The sequence below is a fragment of the Pseudomonas sp. OTU5201 genome, from assembly GCF_038440135.1.
GTDB lineage: Bacteria > Pseudomonadota > Gammaproteobacteria > Pseudomonadales > Pseudomonadaceae > Metapseudomonas > Metapseudomonas resinovorans.
This window is the reverse complement of sequence record NZ_JASATC010000050.1, coordinates 1-17777: the sequence shown is the minus strand read 5'-3', so window position 1 is coordinate 17777 and position 17777 is coordinate 1. Positions and strand designations below refer to the sequence as shown.

Here is a 17777-nt window from a genome sequence, read left to right as displayed (position 1 = left end):
GACACTCTTGTTAGCATGGAAGGCCTCAAGGAGGTCTTCCCATGCTGATTGGCATCGTTCTGATACTGACTTGGCTCATCCTGCTGCTGCGTTACCCGGCCAAGGCACTGCCGCTCTCAATGGCCGCCGTGGCCGGCCTGGGTCTGGTGGCCGCCTGGGTACTCTGGCAGGAGCGTGTGGTCGAGCAACGCTTCGCCCGCCTGGAAATCCAGTTCCGCCTCGACGACCGCTGCCCGGCCGATCGCCCCCTGGCAATCTCCGTGCGCAACGGAGCCGATGCTGTACTGCGTGACTTCGCCTGGCAGGTGCAGGCCTTCCGCCCCGGTGACGCCATCAACCTCGCCCAGCCCAGCTACGACCATCCACGCTACCTCGGCCCCACCGAACTGCAACCCGGCGCCCAATGGCAGGACTGCCTCTCCCTGCCGCCCATTCGCCAGGGTTATCGAGCCCAATCGCTGGAGTTTCGCGCCACCAATCTGCGTGGCACATTTGTCGACTGAGTATTACTCCCCTCTCCCGACATTCCGCGCACAAGGACTCGCCATGCCCACTCCCACCGCCCTGATCACCGGCTGCTCCAGCGGCATCGGCCGCGCCCTGGCCGACGCTTTCAAGGCGGCTGGCTACAGCGTCTGGGCCACCGCCCGCAAACCACGGGACCTTGCCGAACTGGAAGCCGCCGGCTTCGTCGCCATTGAACTGGACGTGAATGACCAGGCTGCCGTGGCGGCCCTGGCCGAACGACTGCAACGGGAGGAAGGCGGCCTCGATGTGCTGGTGAACAATGCCGGCTACGGCGCCATGGGTCCCTTGCTCGATGGCGGCGTCGAAGCCCTGCGCAAGCAGTTCGACACCAACGTCTTCGCCCTGGTGGATGTGACCCGCGCCTGCTTCCCGCTGCTGCGTAAGCGCCGCGGCCTGGTGGTGAACATCGGCAGCGTCTCTGGCGTGCTGGTCACCCCCTTCGCTGGCGCCTATTGCGCGTCCAAGGCTGCGGTGCACGCCCTTTCCGATGCGCTGCGCCTGGAACTGGCGCCGTTCGGAATCGAACTGATGGAAGTGCAGCCCGGCGCTATCGCGTCCAGTTTCGGCGCCAGCGCCACTCGCGAGGCGGAAGCCCTGATCGCCGAGGATTCGCCCTGGTGGCCGGTACGCGAAGGCATTCGCGCCCGCGCCCGTGCGTCCCAGGACAATCCCACCTCGGCCGCGGACTTCGCCCGCTCCCTCCTCGCTGCCGTGCAACGCACACCGCGCCCGGCGCTGGTGCGCATCGGCAACGGCAGCCGCGCTCTGCCGCTGCTGGCGCGCTGGGTGCCAAGAGGCGTGCTGGAGCGGGTGCTGAAGAAGCGCTTCGGACTGGGCGTCGACCTCTAGGCAAAGCCGGTCGGATGGCGCCAGACTCAGCCTGCGCGCTTGACCACACCCTCACTTATCCACAGCTTCAGCCAGCCAGCCGCCAGCATCGGATCGCCGAGTTCCGCGCACAGGCCGGCAAAGCTCCAGCCCTGCGCCACCATGCCCAGCAATGCATAACCCTCTTCCTCGGCAAGGCTGCGGTATTGCCCCACCAGCCCCTGGCGCCAGACCAGGCACAGTTCGGCTCGCTCCAGCAGCTGGCTGCCAGGGAACTCGCGGCCATCCTTGGCCGCCCGCCACAGGGCCAGGCTGTTATGGCGGCACGGCACCCGCTGCACGCTGGGCACCAAAGCCAGTTGTAGCTCGGGCCAGTCTTCAGCGGGCAAATGCGCCATCTGCTCCAGGGTCAGCGGCTCATCCGCCGGGGCGTCGAAGGCCAGGGTGAAGGCCCATTCCAGCCGCGCCAGCTCGGCCAAGGGCGCGGACTGATCCGGCACCATCCAGGACTCGATGAAATCGGCGAGACTCGCCCCCAGCCAGCGCAGGCTGAAATGCCGGGACGGATGGGCACGCAGGTAGGCGTGGGCCAGGGCTTCGAACTCATCGTCGCCGAGCCAGTGATGCAGTGTCGGGTAGTCGCCGCGCAGCGCCTCGGCCAGCCGTGCGCGGAAGGCATGATGGTAAATCTGCAAGCCCTGGAGCGCGCCCAGTTCCGGGCCGCCACGAATGGCTGCGAGCAGTTCGGCGTCGGCTAGGCCGCATTCATCCAGCAGGTAGGCCTCGAAGCGCTGCTGAAATTCGCTCAGGCGCATACCACCTCCTTTCCGAGCGTGACATCAGCCAGTTCCCGCGCCTTGCCCAACTCGGCCAGCAGCTCATCCAGGGGCGGCAGGTGGTCGTCACGCTCCAGCAGGGTGGCCACCGGGCCCAGGTGCTCAAGGGTGCGCTGGTAGAGCTGCCAGACCGGATCGCAGATCGGTGCGTCGTGGGTATCGATCAGGTAGCGGCCGTAGTCGCTATGACCGGCCAGGTGCAATTGGCGGATGGCAGTTTTCGGCAGTGCGCGGATGAAGTCCCAGGGCTCGAATCCCTGGTTACGCGCGCTGACATACACGTTGTTCACATCCAACAGCAGTTCGCAGCCGCTGAGGTCCACCAGGGCGGCGAGGAATTCCCATTCGCTCATCTCACTGTCGGTACAGCGCAGGTAACTGGAAACGTTCTCCAGCACCAACGGCCGGCCCAGCACATCCTGCACCTGCCGGACCCGTTCGGCCACATGGGCCAGGCTCTCTCCGGTGAAGGGCAGCGGCAGCAAGTCATGGAGCTGGTGGGCGTTGCCACGACTCCAGCAGAGATGATCCGAGACCCAGCGGGGCCGGATGCGCTGGGCAAGTGCCTTCAACTGCAGCAGATGATCATGGTCCAGCGGGTGCGGGCCGCCAATGGACAGCGACACCCCGTGCATCACCAGCGGATAGCGCTCGGCAATGGCATCCAGGTAGTAGAGCGGCTTGCCGCCGCCTACCAGGTAGTTCTCGGAGATCACCTCGAACCAGTCCACCGCGGGCTGTCGTTCGAGCACCTCCTGGTGATACTGGCTTCGCAAGCCCAGGCCGAAACCCAGGCTGGATGGGTGCTCATGCATGGCAGGTCTCCCTGGATCGGGGTGGCCCGCAGGCCACCCCAGCCTCATCAGGGACCAACCTTGCCGCCGGCGGAATTGCACTCGGCCAGCGTGGTGCTCTTGAAGCCCTGGCCTTTACAGGCACCCTGTCCCTTGCACGCGTTGTTGGCGGTCTTGCAATCGTTCTGGCCTTTGCAGGCGTTGATGCCGTAGCAGTGCACCATCGCTTCTTCGGCCATGACCTGGGTCGGCAGGCTGGCGAACAGACCGGCAGCGGCGAGGGCCAGGGCGACGCCGGCAGCGGTGGTGGTGGAAGTCTTGGTAGTCATTTTGTGCATCCTCGGGAGGGTTGTCTTTGGCCGGCTTGCTGCGCCGGACATAGAGGTAGAGAACGCTCGTTCGCTGGCGTTACAGGTGGACGCGGAATTTTTCTTGTAGCCCGGACGAAATCCGCGAAACTGCGCAGGTCACCACTCCCGGATCAGGTCCGGCTACAGTTTCCCCACCTCCGCAACGAGAAACGACCATGTCACTCCCCTTGCGCTACGCCGTCGGCGGCGTGGCCCTGGCCATCGTCCTGAACCTGTTGCTGCGCAGTTTCGTGAAGATCGGCGGGATCTTCGCCACCCTGCTGATCGCCACCGCAACGGCCACGCTGCTGGCCCTGGCCTTCCGCTTCATCCAGAAACGCGCACCGGCGCCAGGCGAACGCTGGCGCATCGTGCTCGGCTACGGCGGCATACTCGGCGTGCTCTACCTCGGTCTGCTGACCATGATGGCACTGCAGGACATACCGAGCCCCATGGGCACCGTCCTGTTCGTGGTGCATTACCTCTGCTATCCGGCACTGGCGGCACTGCTGCTGGCGCGGGTGCGCTGACGGTGGCGAAAAGCTAGACGCTGCCCTCGCGCTCCACCACCAGGATGCGCGCCACGCCCCGGGGATGGGCGACGTGCTCGCAACCCACCCCAGCAAAGAAGATGTCGCCGACACCCAGGAGCACGGCAAGCTCCTCGCCATCCGAGCGGTAACGCATCTCCACTTCGCCGTCCAACACCACGAACACCTCTTCGCCGTCGTTCTGGTGCCAGACGTAGGGCTGATCGGTCCAGTGCAGGCGCACAGTGGTGCCGTCCAGGTTGGCGATATCCAGCGCGCCCCAGGCCCGCTGCGCGGTAAATTCGCGGCCGCGCACCACCCGGCCGGTACTCATGCACGCCCTACAGCGCCGGCCGGCAACAGCGGTTTCGGCTTGCGGAACACCAGCACATTGCCGGCCATCACCAGGCCCAGTCCGAACAGCGCGGGCAAGGTCCATTGGTAGCCTTCGACGAAGGCCGAAATGTTCAGCGCCACCACTGGGAACAGCACCGTGCAGTATGCCGCGCGTTCCGGGCCCATGCGCCCCACGAGAGTCAGGTAGGCGGTGAACCCGATCACCGAGCCGGGAATCGCCAGGTAAAGCAGGGAGCCGATGTAGCGGGTGTTCCACTCCATGTCGAAGGGCGTGCCGCTGACCAGGCACCAGGCACTGAGCATGAGGGCGCCATAGAGCATGCCCCAGGCGTTGGTGGTGAGCGGTTTGAGCCCGGACTTCTGCTGCAGGCTGGAAAGCATGTTACCGGCGGAGAAGCACAGTGTGCCGAGCAGGGCCAGCCCAAGGCCGATAAGGGTCTCGCGGCTGGCGGTATGGTGCGAAAGCTCGGGCCAGAACAGCAGTCCCAGGCCCAGCAGGCCGAGGCCACCGCCGGCGAGTACATTGGGGGCGATGCGTTGGCCGAAGAAGATTCGCGCATTGAGTGCGTTCCACAATGTGGCCGTGGAGAACACCACCGCGATCAGCCCGCTGGGGATCCACTGGCTGGCGGTGTAGAAGCACATGAAGTTGATGCAGAACAGGCACAGGCCTTGGGCCAGGCAGATCAGCTGGGCGCGGCCGTCGAGCTTCTGCAGCCTGCGACTGAGCAGCAGGAAGGCGAAGAGCACGGCGGCGGCCAGGGCGAAGCGATAGGCAATGGAGGCGGGTATGGCGACGCTGCCCATCTGCAGCTTGATGGCGATCCAGGTGGTGCCCCAAATCAGGACAGTGAGCAGATAAAGGGACAGGTTCATCACGGCGACTCCGGTTTCGATGCGGCCAGTCTCCGCCCGCCCCCTTCGACCCGCTTGCACAAACTTGCGCTTATCTCGTCGGAGAGCTGCCCGCCCCCACGCCCGCGCGCTAGGATGAACCCCATTCGCACACCGGCCGCTCCTCCCATGTCGCTACTCGAACAGAACCAGGTCTTCCAGTCCCTCAGCAGTTCGCCCCATGCTCGTCTCGAGCACAGTGCGGAGCTGGGCGATGGCCTGGGCGCAGCCTTGTGGAGCAACCATCACGATGCGAGGGACTACCAGGGGCCGAAGGTCCACACCCTGTCCTGTTACCTGGCCGGCGGTACCGGCACCTTCCGCCGCGAGCGCCCGGACACCAAGGGCGCGCCGGACAAGCTGTGCATCCTGCCCGCCGGCCATGAATCCTCCTGGGTGATCAACGGCGAAATTCGCCTGGCCCACCTCTACTTCAGCGCGGAGCACTTCGCCCAGGCAGCAGTGACCCTGCTGGACCGTGAGCCCCGCGAACTGCAATTGCGCGAGCGCACCTTCCTCGACGACCCGTTACAGGCCCAGAACTTCCATCAGTTGATCAGCCTGGACTGGCACGAGCCCAGCGAGCGCCTGCGGGCCACCAGCCTGGCACACGAGATGATCCACCACAGCCTGCTTACCCAGGCCGGGATGCGTGAGGGTTTACGCCTGAAGGGCGGGCTGGCGCCGGCGCTGCGCAGGCGCCTGGTGGACTACATCGAGAACCGCCTGGCCGAGCCCATCAGCCTGGGCGAGCTGGCGACCTTCTCGGCGCTGTCGGAGTATCACTTCGCGCGGATGTTCCGCGAGAGCTTCGGTATGCCGCCGCACCAGTATGTGCTGGCGCGCCGCCTGGAGCGGGCGCGCAAGCTGTTGCGGGATACCGAACTGCCGCTGGGGGAAATCGCCCTGGCCTGCGGCTTCGCCAGCGCCAGCCACTTCAGCAATCGCTTCCGCGCCGCGATTGGCGGCACGCCAGGGGCGTACAGAGCGGCGTTTCGCTGATCAGAACACCAGGTCGGAGAGTCGCCAGACTTCGAAGGCCGGCGTCTCGTAGGGATGTGCCTTCTTCAACGCCTTGACCGCATCGTGGATCTGCTCGTCGGCAACCACCATCTCCACCTTCCATTCGGTGACCTGTTCGACGATTCCGGCCTGCCCCAGGTAGGGATTGCTGCCCTCCAGGGGGCGGAACTGGCCCTGGCCAAGTGCCTGCCAGCAGCAGCTGTCATAGGCACCGATACGCCCGCCGCCGGCTGCGAAAACGGCTTTTTTAACCGGTTCCAGATGGCTCTCTGGAACGTAGAAGCACAGCTTGTACATCAGGTTCTCCGCGTGGATCGGACGACAGGTGCGCGCCCGGAAACATGGCCATAAATGATGGCACTTTGACGTCATTTTACCGAGGCACCGTTCACATACGGCACGTTGGACCTATCGCGCGGAAAAGTGTTCTGCGGGAGATAGTGCGTCTGGCGATAAAGGTGACGCCCTACTCACCTTTCCAGAAGCGCCGCCAGCGTTGACCCAAGCCGGATGTGGGCGGACTGTGGCTGCCATCGCACCAGGGAAGGCGCATGGACTGGCCGCAACGGCACAGCAGCAGGCGCTGCTCGCGAGGTGCAATCAGGATGAGTCCTTCGGGGCAGCCGGAGGGACAATCGGGTAGCTCTGCCGAGCGGCCACAGCGACAGAGGCGGCACCGATCGCCGGGTTGCAGCAGGCGGACTTCAGGAAGTATCGGGTCCGGCATGGGCGGGGCTCGGAAACGAAAAGGCGGGAGAAGATTGCCTTCTCCCGCCTCTCGCTGTCGATGTCGGTGTGGGCCGATCATGCGGAGCTGGCTGAAATGCCCTCTCCCGCCCTTCGGGCACCCTCTCTCTGGAGGGAGAGGGTCATTGGCCGGCTGTTAATCCACCCAGACGCGGGCGTTGCGGAACATGCGCATCCAGCCGCCATCTTCCTGCCACTCGTCCGGGCGCCAGGAGTTCTGCACGGCACGGAACACGCGCTCCGGGTGCGGCATCATGATGGTCACGCGACCGTCGCGGCTGGTAAGGCCGGTGATGCCACGAGGCGAGCCGTTGGGGTTGGCCGGGTAGGTCTCGGTAACCTTGCCGTGAGTGTCGACGAAGCGCAGGGATACGCAACCGGACAGGTCGGCTTCCAACAGGGCTTCTTCGCTCTCGAACTCGGCATGGCCTTCGCCATGGGCGATGGCGATGGGCAGGCGTGAACCGGCCATACCGCGCAGGAAGATCGAGGACGACTCCTGCACCTGGACCATGGCCACACGGGCTTCGAACTGTTCCGAGCGGTTGCGCACGAAGTGCGGCCAGAACTCGGTGCCGGGGATCAGCTCGTGCAGGTTGGACATCATCTGGCAACCGTTGCACACGCCCAGAGCGAAGCTGTCCTTGCGCTCGAAGAAGGCCTGGAAGCCATCACGCGCGCGGCTGTTGAAGAGGATCGACTTGGCCCAGCCCTCACCAGCGCCAAGCACGTCGCCGTAGGAGAAGCCACCGCAGGCCACCAGGCCCTTGAAGTCTTCCAGGCTGACGCGGCCAGCCAGGATGTCGCTCATGTGCACGTCGATGGCCGCGAAGCCGGCGCGATCGAACGCGGCAGCCATTTCCACCTGGCCGTTGACGCCCTGCTCGCGGAGGATCGCCACTTGCGGACGTGCACCCTTCTTGATGTAGGGCGCGGCGATGTCCTGGTTGACGTCGAAGCTCAGCTTGACGCTCAGGCCTGGGTTGTCTTCTTCCAGCAGCGCGTCGAATTCCTGGTCGGCGCAGTCGGCGTTATCGCGCAGACGCTGGATGTTGTAGCTGGTCTCCGACCACTGGCGCTGCAGCATGCGGCGCTCGCCGCCGAACACGGCCTCGCCATTGAAGCTGATGGCAACGTTGGCGCCATTGACCGGCTGGCCGATCACCGCGACGCAGTCACCGAGGCCGGCAGCGCTGAACTGGGCCAGCACTTCCGGCGTGGCGTCCTGGCGAACCTGGATGACCGCGCCCAATTCTTCGTTGAACAGCACGGCGGCCACGCCTTCACGATTGTCGGCCAGGGCATCGAGATAGAGGTCCAGGCCGCAGTGGCCGGCAAAGGCCATTTCCAGCACGGTGGCCAGCAGGCCGCCGTCGGAGCGGTCGTGGTAGGCCAGCAGGTGGCCATCGGCGTTCAGGCCCTGGATCACGGCGAAGAAGGCTTTCAGGTCTTCGGCGTCGTCGACGTCCGGCACCTGCTGGCCGAGCTTGCTGTAGACCTGGGCGAGGATGGAGCCACCCATGCGATCCTGGCCACGACCGAGGTCGACCAGGATCAGGTCGGTCTCGCCCTTGTCCAGGCGCAGTTGCGGGGTCAGGGTCTTGCGCACATCGCTGACCGGGGCGAAGCCGGTGACGATCAGCGACAGCGGCGAGGTGACGGACTTGTCCGCACCTTCATCCTGCCAGCGGGTCTTCATGGACATGGAGTCCTTGCCCACCGGGATGGTGATGCCCAGCGCCGGGCACAGTTCCATGCCCACGGCCTTGACGGTGTCGTACAGGCGCGCGTCCTCGCCGGGGTGGCCGGCAGCGGCCATCCAGTTGGCGGAAAGCTTGATGTCGGAAAGCTTCTCGATCTTAGAGGCAGCCAGGTTGGTGACGGTCTCGCCGATGGCCATGCGGCCGGATGCCGGGGCGTTCAACAGGGCCAGCGGGGTGCGCTCGCCCATGGCCATGGCTTCGCCGGTGTAGACGTCGAAGCTGGTGGCGGTAACGGCGCAGTCGGCTACCGGAACCTGCCAGGGGCCGACCATCTGGTCGCGCGCCACCAGACCGGTGATGGTGCGGTCGCCAATGGTGATCAGGAAGTTCTTGCTGGCCACGGCCGGGTGACGCAGCACGCGGCTAACGGCTTCGTCGATGTCCAGTTCAGCAGCGGCGAAGTCATCGCCCAGCTCCGCTTCACGGCTGACCGAGCGGTGCATGCGCGGCGGTTTACCGAGCAGGACCTCAAGCGGCATGTCCACCGGATTGTTGCCGAAGTGGCTGTCGGCCACGGTCAGGTGAGGCTCCTCGATGGCCTCGCCGACCACGGCGAAGGGGCAACGCTCGCGTTCGCAGATGGCCTTGAAGCGCTCGAAATCAGCTGCGTCCACGGAGAGCACGTAACGCTCCTGGGACTCGTTGCACCAGATTTCCAGCGGGCTCATGCCCGGCTCGTCGTTCGGTACGGCGCGCAGCTCGAAGCGGCCACCACGGCCACCGTCGTTGATCAGTTCCGGCAGGGCGTTGGAGATGCCGCCGGCACCGACGTCGTGGATGAACTTGATGGGGTTTTCCGAACCCAGCTGCCAGCAGCGGTCGATCACTTCCTGGCAACGACGCTCCATTTCCGGGTTGTCGCGCTGTACCGAGGCGAAGTCCAGGTCGGCGGAGCTGGAACCGGTAGCCATGGAGGAAGCAGCACCACCGCCCAGGCCGATGAGCATGGCCGGTCCGCCGAGGACGATCAGCTTGGCACCGACGGAGATTTCGCCTTTCTGCACGTGCTCGGCGCGGATGTTGCCCATACCGCCAGCGAGCATGATCGGCTTGTGGTAGCCGCGGACTTCTTCACCGTGAGGGGTGTCGATGGCCTGCTCGAAAGTACGGAAATAGCCGGTCAGGGCCGGACGGCCGAACTCGTTGTTGAACGCGGCACCGCCCAGCGGGCCTTCGATCATGATGTCCAGCGGGGTGACGATGCGCTCGGGTTTGCCGTAAGGCTTCTCCCAAGGCTGCTCGAAACCGGGAATCTGCAGGTTGGAAACGGTGAAACCGGTCAGGCCCGCCTTGGGCTTGGCGCCACGGCCGGTGGCACCTTCGTCGCGGATCTCGCCGCCGGAGCCGGTGGAGGCGCCGGGGAAGGGGGCGATGGCCGTCGGGTGGTTGTGGGTTTCCACCTTCATCAGGATGTGCACGGGCTCCTGGGTCGCGCCGTACTGGCGGGTCGCCGGGTCCGGGAAGAAGCGGCCGGCGGTGGAGCCCACGATCACCGAGGCGTTGTCCTTGTACGCGGACAGCACGCCTTCACGGTGCATCTCGTAGGTGTTCTTGATCATGCCGAACAGGCTCTTCTCTTGCGCCTGGCCGTCGATGTCCCAGCTGGCGTTGAAGATCTTGTGGCGGCAGTGCTCGGAGTTCGCCTGGGCGAACATCATCAGCTCGACGTCGTGGGGGTTGCGACCCAGATCGTTGAAGCTCTTCACCAGGTAGTCGATTTCGTCTTCGGCGAGCGCCAGGCCCAGTTCGACGTTGGCCTTCTCCAGCGCGGCGCGGCCGCCGCCAAGGATGTCGACCACCGTCAGCGGCTTGGGCTGGGCATGGCTGAACAGGCTGGCGGCCTCTTCCTGGCCGGCCAGCACCAGTTGGGTCATGCGGTCATGCAGGCTGCTGGCGATCAGTTGCACGTCGGCGTCGCTGAACTCACCGGCCACGTAGTAGGCGATACCGCGCTCCAGGCGCTCGATCTTGGCCAGGCCGCAGTTGCGGGCAATGTCAGTGGCCTTGCTCGACCAGGGCGAGATGGTGCCGAAGCGCGGCACGACGAGGAACAGGCGGCCGCGCGGCTCCTGCACCGGAACGCTGGGGCCGTACTTGAGCAGGCGAGCCAGGACTTGCTCTTCCTCCCCGCTGAGTACGCCAATCACTTCGGCGAAGTGGGTGAACTCGGCGTAGAGTCCGCTGACGGCGGGGACCTTCTGGGTCAGTTGCTCGAGCAGTTTGCCGTGGCGAAAAGCGGAAAGGGCGGGAGCACCGCGCAGGATCAACATCTTCGGGACAGCCTCTGGGGAAGGGGTGTGCTTGGAGGCCGTGCATTCTAGCGCAAAGCGCCGCTTTCCGGCACCTCTGAAGGTGCCTCGCGTCGCCCGAGAGCTAGCAGAGAAGATGCCCTCTGTCGAGATATGGCGTCCGCCAGCCTTTGCGTATACTCCGTGGATGCTAAATCAACACGTGTTCGGCACACGTCGGGCTTTCTGGGCCCTGGCTACCGGATTCCTCCTGATGCTCGTCGGCTGCAAACAGCCCAACACCCTCGAGCGCGTTCAGGAGGAGGGTGTTCTACGCGTGATCACCCGCAACAGCCCGGCCACCTACTTCGAGGATCGCAACGGCGAAACCGGCTTCGAGTACGAACTGGTCAAGCGCTTTGCAGACGACCTGGGCGTCGAACTCAAGATCGAGACCGCCGACAAGCTGGACGACGTCTTCTCCCGGCTAGGTCAGGCCAATGGTCCTGTGCTGGCAGCCGCTGGTCTGGTGGCCAGCGAGGCGCGCAAGAACGAAGTCCGCTTCTCCCATTCCTACCTGGACGTCACCCCCCAGGTCATCTACCGCAACGGCGAACGCCGCCCTACCCGCCCCGAGGACCTGGTTGGCCGGCGCATCCTGGTGCTCAAGGGCAGCAGCCACGCCGAGCAGCTTGCCAAGCTGAAAGCCACCCTGCCCGGACTGAAATACGAGGAATCGGACGAGGTGGAAATGGTCGACCTGCTGCGCATGGTCGACGAAAGTCAGATCGACCTGACCCTGGTGGACTCCAACGAACTGGCGATGAACCAGGTCTATTTTCCCAATGTACGCGTCGCCTTCGACCTGGGCGACGCCACCAGCCTGGCCTGGGCCATGGCGCCGGGCGAGGACGACAGCCTCTACAACGAGGTCAACGCCTTCCTCGACAAGGCCCGCAAGGACGGCACCCTGCAGCGCCTGAAGGATCGCTACTACGGCCACGTTGACGTACTCGGCTATGTGGGTGCCTACACCTTCGCCAAGCATCTGCAGCAGCGCCTGCCCAAGTATGAGCAGCACTTCCGCCTGGCCTCGCAGAAGAATGACGTGGACTGGCGCCTGCTGGCGGCCATCGGCTACCAGGAATCCCTCTGGCAGCCCACCGCCACCTCCAAGACCGGCGTGCGCGGCCTGATGATGCTGACTGAGAACACTGCCAAGGCCATGGGCGTGTCCAACCGTCTGAGTGCCCAGCAGAGCATCCACGGTGGCGGCAAGTACTTCACCCTGATCAAGAATGGTCTCTCCGAGGACCTCAAGGAACCGGACCGTACCTGGTTCGCCCTGGCCGCCTACAACATCGGCATCGCCCACCTGGGTGACGCGCGCAAGCTGGCCGAGGCCGAGGGCCTGAACCCGAACAAGTGGCTGGACGTGAAGAAGATGCTGCCGCGCCTGTCGCAGAAGCAGTGGTACCGCAAGACTCGCTACGGCTATGCCCGCGGTGGCGAGACGGTGCACTTCGTCCAGAACATCCGCCGCTACTACGACATCCTCACCTGGGTGACCCAGCCGCAGATGGAAGGCAGCCAACTGGCTGAAAACGCCAGCCACCTGCCAGGCATCAACAAGACCCGTCCGCCGGAAAACCAGCAGGACGAGAAACTCTGAGCCGTCCTTTTCGACCACAAAGAAGCCCGCATCTCCAGACTGTGTGAAAACCTAGCCGTCTGAGTTGAGGCTTGTGCAGTTCTGCCGCTAGGTCGGACTCATCAGCGGCCCGCTGGTGCTATCGACGGCAGCAAGTTCCAGGCTTGTGACGATGCGGGCATCACCGTATTCGTGCCGTCGAACCGGGGCATCAACAACCAGGACGGCGACACGCTGTTGTTCGATCGCAAGGCCTTTACCTACGATGCCGCAAACGACCAGTACCGGTGCCCGGCGGGCCAGTGGCTACCGCTCAAACAGCACAACGGCACCCAGCGCATCTATGCGGCCCGCACCGATTGCAGCACCTGCCCATTGCAGCCGCAGTGCACGAAAGCCAAGCGGCGGTACATCACCCGGCATGCCCATGAGTCGGCTTTCGAGCGCATGCAGCAGCGGATGCAGGCACAGCCGGAAATCATGGTCAGGCGCCGATCCATCGTTGAACACCCCTTCGGCAACCTGAAACAGTGGATCCTGGGCAATGGCCGTTTCCTGCTCCGCCAGTTGCAGGGCGCACGCACGGAAATGGCCCTGGCGGTCAGTGCCTGCAACCTGAAACGAGCGATCAATGTGCTCGGCGCCCGCCGGCTAATCGAACTGATGGGATAAATCCCGTTCCTCTCTTTCGATTACCCAGAAACACCAACGCCCCGAACCAGTCGGGGCGTTGGCTTGGCCTGCACTCAGGGGGTTTTCACACGGCCTGTCTCGCGGTCCTTTTCGTTTCAGGCCATCACCAACCGGATGGCAGCAGATTCAGTGCGCTGCAGATCGCGTAGGCCGCACTGGCCAGGTAGATCATCACGATGAACACCTGGATCAGCGGATGAGCGATCCAGCCACACTGCCAGGCCGGCTGTAGGTCGCCATGGCGACGAGCGGAACGCAGCATGAGGATCGGCATGATGGAAAGGATCACGCCACTGAAGGCGCCAGCGAAGTACAGCGCGTTCACGAAGCCGATCATGCCGCTGTAGGCCAGCACGAAGGGCGGTACGCAAACGATGGCGAGTACCAGCAGGCGGGTCTTCGGCCGGTTTTCCGGGCCAAGCTTGTGGAACTTGTCGAAGATGTTGGTCAGGAAGCTACCACCCAGGCCCCAGTAAGACGTCAGCATGGCGCAGAGGGCGAAGGTGTTGGCGGTGTAGAACGCCCACTGACCCAGCGCCTGCCCCCAAGCCAGGGTGGCGACTTCGGTCTGGTTCTCCAGGCCAGTGAGGGAGATCACCGACATGGGCACTATCGCCAGCAGGCAGAAGGTCACCAGCATGCCGGTGATCACTGCCTTCGGCAGTTGCTGCGGTGCATGGCTAAAGCCACGGGCCATCTCCGGGACGATGTACTGCGCGGAGAAGCAGAACACGGCGATATTGAACACCGGCACCATGTAGATCCAGTCGCCTTCCATCAGGCGCGCGACATCGGTGTTCTCGTTGATCAGGGTGGCGACCACCAGCAGGACGATCATGCTGACCATGCCGATGCTGATGAACTTCTCACCCTTGCCGATGGCACCCAGGCCGAGATACAGCACCAGCGCCGCCGGCAGGAAGAACAGCACGCTGCCCAGCGCCGGACTGATGCCGAGGAACGCGCTGAGAATCTTGCCACTGCCGCTCATGTAGGCAATCAGCGCGCCGATGCTGTTGACCGCAACCGACAGGAAGATGGCCCAGGCACCGAACGAGCCCACGTAGCGCTGGGCGAGGCCGCTCAGCTGGCTGTGGGTACGGGTGCGCAGAGCGGTTTCCGATACGTAGAGCATGGAAATGGTGGTGAACACGCCCGCTACTGCGAGCCACAGCAGCAAGGGCATGAAGCCAGCCTTGCGACTGGCATAGGCCATGGAGAGCACGCCCGCCCCGATGTTGGTGCCTACGATCATGGCGACGGCTTCAAGGAAGCTCAGCCGATGGACTGCCAGCCCCGAAGAATCAACTGGCTCCACCCCAACCTGATCCTGGTACGACTGGACCCTGGTTTCACTCATAACAGCACCCTCAACAACACATTCATGTTTTCAGGAGGACCCTGACCTGAAGCTGCCATGGCCTTTCCGTCAAACGGTGAAACGGGCACTGCGGGACAACGGGATTGCGGGCGCCTCCTGGCGGTAGCCCCTATCGGGGCCTTCCCCAGCGAATCGCAGACGAGACGCTCTGGGCCGCCCATTTCGGACGGCTGCGCACCTTAGCACAGGAGATTTCTGGGTCTAGCGGCAAAGAACCCGACCATGGTCGGATAGCCTGTCGGAAGCTTCCGAGTCAGGTGTCCTTGCGTGCCGCCCGGCGCGCCTGGAAGAACGCCGAGAGCATCTCGCTGCATTCCTGCCCCAGAACCCCGCCCTCCACCAGAACCCGGTGGTTGAGGAATTCCTGCTCGAAGAACTGGCCGCGACTGATCACCACGCCCGCCTTGGGCTCGGTGGCGCCGTAGACGACGCGGGTGATCCGCGAGTGGACGATGAGCCCCGCGCACATGCTGCAGGGTTCGAGCGTGACGTAGAGGGTACTGCCGACCAGGCGATAGTTCTCCAGGCGGCTGGCGGCGTCACGTACTGCCACCATCTCGGCATGGGCACTGGGGTCATGGCCGGAAATGGGGCAGTTGAAGCCGCGCCCGACGATCTCGCCATCCTTGACCAGCACCGCCCCCACCGGCACCTCGCCCAGCGCTGCACCTTGCTGGGCAAGGGCAAGGGCCTCACGCATGAAGTGTTCGTCGCGGCTGCGGTCGATGATCTGGGGCTGGCGCATGGTCGGCTCAGACAACCTCGATGGCGGCCATCAGGCCGGTTTCCATATGGTCGATGACGTGGCAGTGGAACATCCACACCCCCGGGTTTTCCGCGACCAGCGCGATGCGCGCGGTCTCGTTCTTACCCAGCAGGTAGGTGTCGGTGAAGTACGGAATGATGGACTTGCGGTCCGAGTCCAGCACCTTGAAGGCCATGCCATGGAGATGAATGGGGTGCAGGTACTGAGCCATGTTGCGCAGCTCGAAGATGTAGTGGCCGTCTTTCTTCAGCTTGGCAATCGGGCGGTCAGCGCAGGTCTTGTCGTCGATGTCCCAAGCCTTGCCGTTGATCTGCCAGTAGTTGCTCGGCCTTCCGGCCGCGCTGGCCAGGGTGGCAGCCCACTCGAAGTTGAAACGCAGCACCTCGGCCTTCTCCAGGTCGGGCTCGGGTACCGGGTTGGCCGGCAATGGTGCCGGCCAGTCACCGGGCGCCTCGTTGCTGGCCACACTCTTTAGCGTCGCCAGACGTAGCGGGCCATTGCGCAGCGGCAGTTCGGTGCCTTCTGCCGGCACCTTGATGGCCAGTTCGATACGCATGCCAGGCCCAAGCCAGTATTCCTTGCCCAGATCGCGGGGGGCCACGGGGTGACCATCCAGGGAATAGATACGCACCTCGGCCCCCGGCAGGTTGAGCCGGTAGGTAACCGTGTTGTCCAGGTTCAGCAAGCGAAGACGCACCACCTGGCCAGCAGGCAGCTCCACAGTCGGAAGCGGCTTGCCGTTGATGGTGGTCAGACGGCCACGGGTGCCTTCACGGGCGGCCTCGCGGGGGACGCTGAAGGCGGTGAAGGCGCCTTCCTGGTCGACATGCCAGGTCTTCAGGCTTAGCACCTTCTCGTGCTTGAAGCCACTGGGTTCACGCTCCTCGACGATCAGCGGGCCAACCAGGCCGCGCCCCAATTGGTGCGCGCTGGAGAGGTGCGGGTGATACCAGAAGCTGCCGGCGTCATCGGTCTTGAAGCGGTAGTCGAAGTACTCGCCGGGCAGGACCGGCAACTGCGACACATAGGGCACACCATCCATCTCCAGCGGTACGCGAATGCCGTGCCAGTGGATAGTGGTGGGCTCGTCGAGTTTGTTGATGAAGCGCACTCGCAGCCAGTCGCCCTGGCGCGAGCGCAGTTCGACGCCCGGCGCCTGACCGCCGTAGGCCCAGGCCGGGGTGGAATGACCGGCGACCAGCTCTAGATCGAGCGGTGCGGCGATCAGCTCATAGTCGTGGGTCTTGGCATCCAGAGTGCGGCCGAGCCAATAGCGGGCGCCGCCGGCACCGAGGCTGACCACACCGAGGCCAACCAGGCCACCGAGAATCTGTCTGCGGGTGAACGACATGGGGTCAGGCTCCTCAGGGGAAGAACGGGGCTGTCCCATCGGCTAATCGAACCGGCCTCTGTCGGGCCGGACTGCGGGGCGCCAAAGATACACCCAGCAATCGAGAAAGATAAGGGAAAGCATCCGCATTGACTGCGACCGATGGGCGCGGCAGTCGTTTCGTGCCAGGTCTAGGCTGAAAGAGATGTCCCGACCCTCTGCAGAGGAGCGTCTCCGTGCATCCCACCCGCCGCCAACTGATGCAATTCGGTCTCGGCGGCCTGGTGTTGCTGAGCTGGCCGCGATTCGGCCAGTCCGACAGCACCAGGGCCTGCCGTCTCAGCCCGGTGCAGACCGCCGGGCCCTTCTATCTGGAAGATGCGCTGTTGCGCCAGGACATCACGGACGGTAAACCAGGCATCGCCTTACGGCTTCAGTTCGAGGTGCTGCAACTGGACGGGTGCCGCCCCTTGGGCGACGCCGCCCTGGAGATCTGGCACTGCGATGCGCAAGGCGCCTACTCGGGCGTCGGGAGCGACTCGAGAAGCCGCTACTTGCGTGGTGTACAGATCACCGACGACGACGGCCGTGCGGAATTTCGCAGCATCCTCCCGGGTTATTACCCCGGCCGGACCAACCATGTGCACCTGAAGGTGCATCTGAGTGAGCGGGATATCCACACTGGCCAGCTGTACTTCCCCGAAGCGGTGATCCGCCCGGCGATGGCGAAACCGCCCTACTCCCACCCCGGCCAGGACTGGACACCGCTGGAGCAGGACTACGTCTTCCACCGCCAGCAGGGCGAGCACTCCATCGCGGAACTGAAGGAAGACGGTGCAGGGTTCATCGCGCGCTTGACGCTGGTGGTCGATACACACGCCAACGCCTGAACCTGTAACCCCACAGGGCAGATCCTCGGCCTGCTTGGCGAATGAGTTCGCTATGTCTGCGTTAGCTGTTGCGAGAGATTTACCCTCTGGCCAAGAGCCTTGTAGGAGCTGGCTTGCCAGCGAAACGCCGCCATTAGCTGGCAAGCCAGCTCCTGCAGGCAATGCAGCTGCCTACAACACGTCATGCA

The 17777-nt window shown here is 64.4% G+C and carries 17 protein-coding genes and 1 pseudogene; 7 read left to right on the top strand and 11 right to left on the bottom strand.

The window, feature by feature from the left end:
* Positions 1–41: 41 nt before the first annotated feature.
* Together AAHM40_RS23610 and AAHM40_RS23605 are read left to right on the top strand one after the other, a co-directional pair.
* Positions 42–503 (top strand): multidrug transporter, encoded by a 462-nt coding sequence (locus tag AAHM40_RS23610; RefSeq protein ID WP_342246856.1) that lies wholly within the window; start codon positions 42–44, stop codon positions 501–503.
* Positions 504–546: 43 nt separating this feature from the next.
* The gene (locus AAHM40_RS23605; RefSeq protein WP_342246855.1) at positions 547–1377 is read left to right on the top strand and encodes an SDR family oxidoreductase; all 831 of its coding nucleotides are present in this window, start codon (positions 547–549) and stop codon (positions 1375–1377) included.
* A gap of 26 nt (positions 1378–1403) precedes the next feature.
* On the opposite strand, the gene AAHM40_RS23600 is transcribed toward AAHM40_RS23605, so the two are convergent.
* From AAHM40_RS23600 to bufA2, 3 genes are read right to left on the bottom strand one after another with little or no spacing between them, the layout of a single operon-like run.
* Positions 1404–2171 carry a DNA-binding domain-containing protein gene (locus tag AAHM40_RS23600; protein ID WP_342246854.1) on the bottom strand — a complete coding sequence of 256 codons (768 nt, stop codon included), beginning with the start codon at positions 2169–2171 and terminating at the stop codon, positions 1404–1406.
* Positions 2162–3007: an MNIO family bufferin maturase gene (bufB, locus tag AAHM40_RS23595; protein WP_342246853.1), complete on the bottom strand. Its 846-nt coding sequence runs from the start codon at positions 3005–3007 to the stop codon at positions 2162–2164. The genes AAHM40_RS23600 and bufB overlap by 10 nt, the downstream gene beginning before the upstream one ends.
* Positions 3008–3054: 47 nt before the next feature.
* A complete protein-coding gene (gene bufA2, locus AAHM40_RS23590; protein ID WP_280285866.1) occupies positions 3055–3315 on the bottom strand; it encodes a BufA2 family periplasmic bufferin-type metallophore in 261 nt (86 codons plus the stop codon).
* 197 nt (positions 3316–3512) lie between these two features.
* Here bufA2 and AAHM40_RS23585 point away from each other — a divergent pair, with 197 nt between their 5' ends.
* Positions 3513–3866, top strand: coding sequence for a hypothetical protein (locus tag AAHM40_RS23585; protein WP_342246852.1), 354 nt, complete (start codon positions 3513–3515; stop codon positions 3864–3866).
* A gap of 13 nt (positions 3867–3879) precedes the next feature.
* On the opposite strand, the gene AAHM40_RS23580 is transcribed toward AAHM40_RS23585, so the two are convergent.
* Both AAHM40_RS23580 and AAHM40_RS23575 read right to left on the bottom strand, forming a co-directional pair.
* Positions 3880–4200: a cupin gene (locus AAHM40_RS23580; protein ID WP_342246851.1), complete on the bottom strand. Its 321-nt coding sequence runs from the start codon at positions 4198–4200 to the stop codon at positions 3880–3882.
* Positions 4197–5099: a DMT family transporter gene (locus AAHM40_RS23575; RefSeq protein ID WP_342246850.1), complete on the bottom strand. Its 903-nt coding sequence runs from the start codon at positions 5097–5099 to the stop codon at positions 4197–4199. Before AAHM40_RS23575 ends, AAHM40_RS23580 begins: the two co-directional genes overlap by 4 nt.
* A 147-nt stretch (positions 5100–5246) precedes the next feature.
* Here AAHM40_RS23575 and AAHM40_RS23570 point away from each other — a divergent pair, with 147 nt between their 5' ends.
* Positions 5247–6119, top strand: a complete 873-nt coding sequence (locus AAHM40_RS23570; protein WP_342246849.1) for an AraC family transcriptional regulator — start codon at positions 5247–5249, stop codon at positions 6117–6119.
* On the opposite strand, the gene AAHM40_RS23565 is transcribed toward AAHM40_RS23570, so the two are convergent.
* From AAHM40_RS23565 to purL, 3 genes are all read right to left on the bottom strand, one after another.
* The gene (locus AAHM40_RS23565) at positions 6120–6437 is read right to left on the bottom strand and encodes a YqfO family protein (protein WP_342246848.1); all 318 of its coding nucleotides are present in this window, start codon (positions 6435–6437) and stop codon (positions 6120–6122) included.
* A 169-nt stretch (positions 6438–6606) separates the two neighbouring features.
* Positions 6607–6867 (bottom strand): CDGSH iron-sulfur domain-containing protein, encoded by a 261-nt coding sequence (locus AAHM40_RS23560; protein ID WP_342246847.1) that lies wholly within the window; start codon positions 6865–6867, stop codon positions 6607–6609.
* Positions 6868–7023: 156 nt separating this feature from the next.
* Positions 7024–10920 carry a phosphoribosylformylglycinamidine synthase gene (gene purL, locus AAHM40_RS23555; RefSeq protein ID WP_342246846.1) on the bottom strand — a complete coding sequence of 1299 codons (3897 nt, stop codon included), beginning with the start codon at positions 10918–10920 and terminating at the stop codon, positions 7024–7026.
* Positions 10921–11086: 166 nt separating this feature from the next.
* On the opposite strand from purL, the gene mltF reads away from it, so the two are divergent.
* Together mltF and AAHM40_RS23545 are read left to right on the top strand one after the other, a co-directional pair.
* Positions 11087–12550 (top strand): membrane-bound lytic murein transglycosylase MltF, encoded by a 1464-nt coding sequence (mltF, locus tag AAHM40_RS23550; protein ID WP_342246845.1) that lies wholly within the window; start codon positions 11087–11089, stop codon positions 12548–12550.
* A 111-nt stretch (positions 12551–12661) separates the two neighbouring features.
* Positions 12662–13201, top strand: a pseudogene (locus tag AAHM40_RS23545) (transposase); the annotation flags it as partial.
* A 124-nt stretch (positions 13202–13325) separates the two neighbouring features.
* Here AAHM40_RS23545 and AAHM40_RS23540 read toward each other — a convergent pair.
* From AAHM40_RS23540 to AAHM40_RS23530, 3 genes are all read right to left on the bottom strand, one after another.
* On the bottom strand, positions 13326–14582 hold the full coding sequence (locus AAHM40_RS23540; RefSeq protein WP_342246844.1) for an amino acid permease: 1257 nt from the start codon (positions 14580–14582) through the stop codon (positions 13326–13328).
* 274 nt (positions 14583–14856) lie between these two features.
* Complete coding sequence (tadA, locus tag AAHM40_RS23535; protein WP_342246843.1) at positions 14857–15348, bottom strand: tRNA adenosine(34) deaminase TadA; 492 nt, start codon at positions 15346–15348, stop codon at positions 14857–14859.
* A gap of 7 nt (positions 15349–15355) precedes the next feature.
* Positions 15356–16720, bottom strand: coding sequence for a multicopper oxidase family protein (locus AAHM40_RS23530; RefSeq protein WP_342246842.1), 1365 nt, complete (start codon positions 16718–16720; stop codon positions 15356–15358).
* Positions 16721–16935: 215 nt separating this feature from the next.
* Between AAHM40_RS23530 and AAHM40_RS23525 the strand changes: the two genes are divergently transcribed.
* Positions 16936–17589 (top strand): intradiol ring-cleavage dioxygenase, encoded by a 654-nt coding sequence (locus AAHM40_RS23525; RefSeq protein ID WP_342246841.1) that lies wholly within the window; start codon positions 16936–16938, stop codon positions 17587–17589.
* Positions 17590–17777 lie beyond the last annotated feature (188 nt).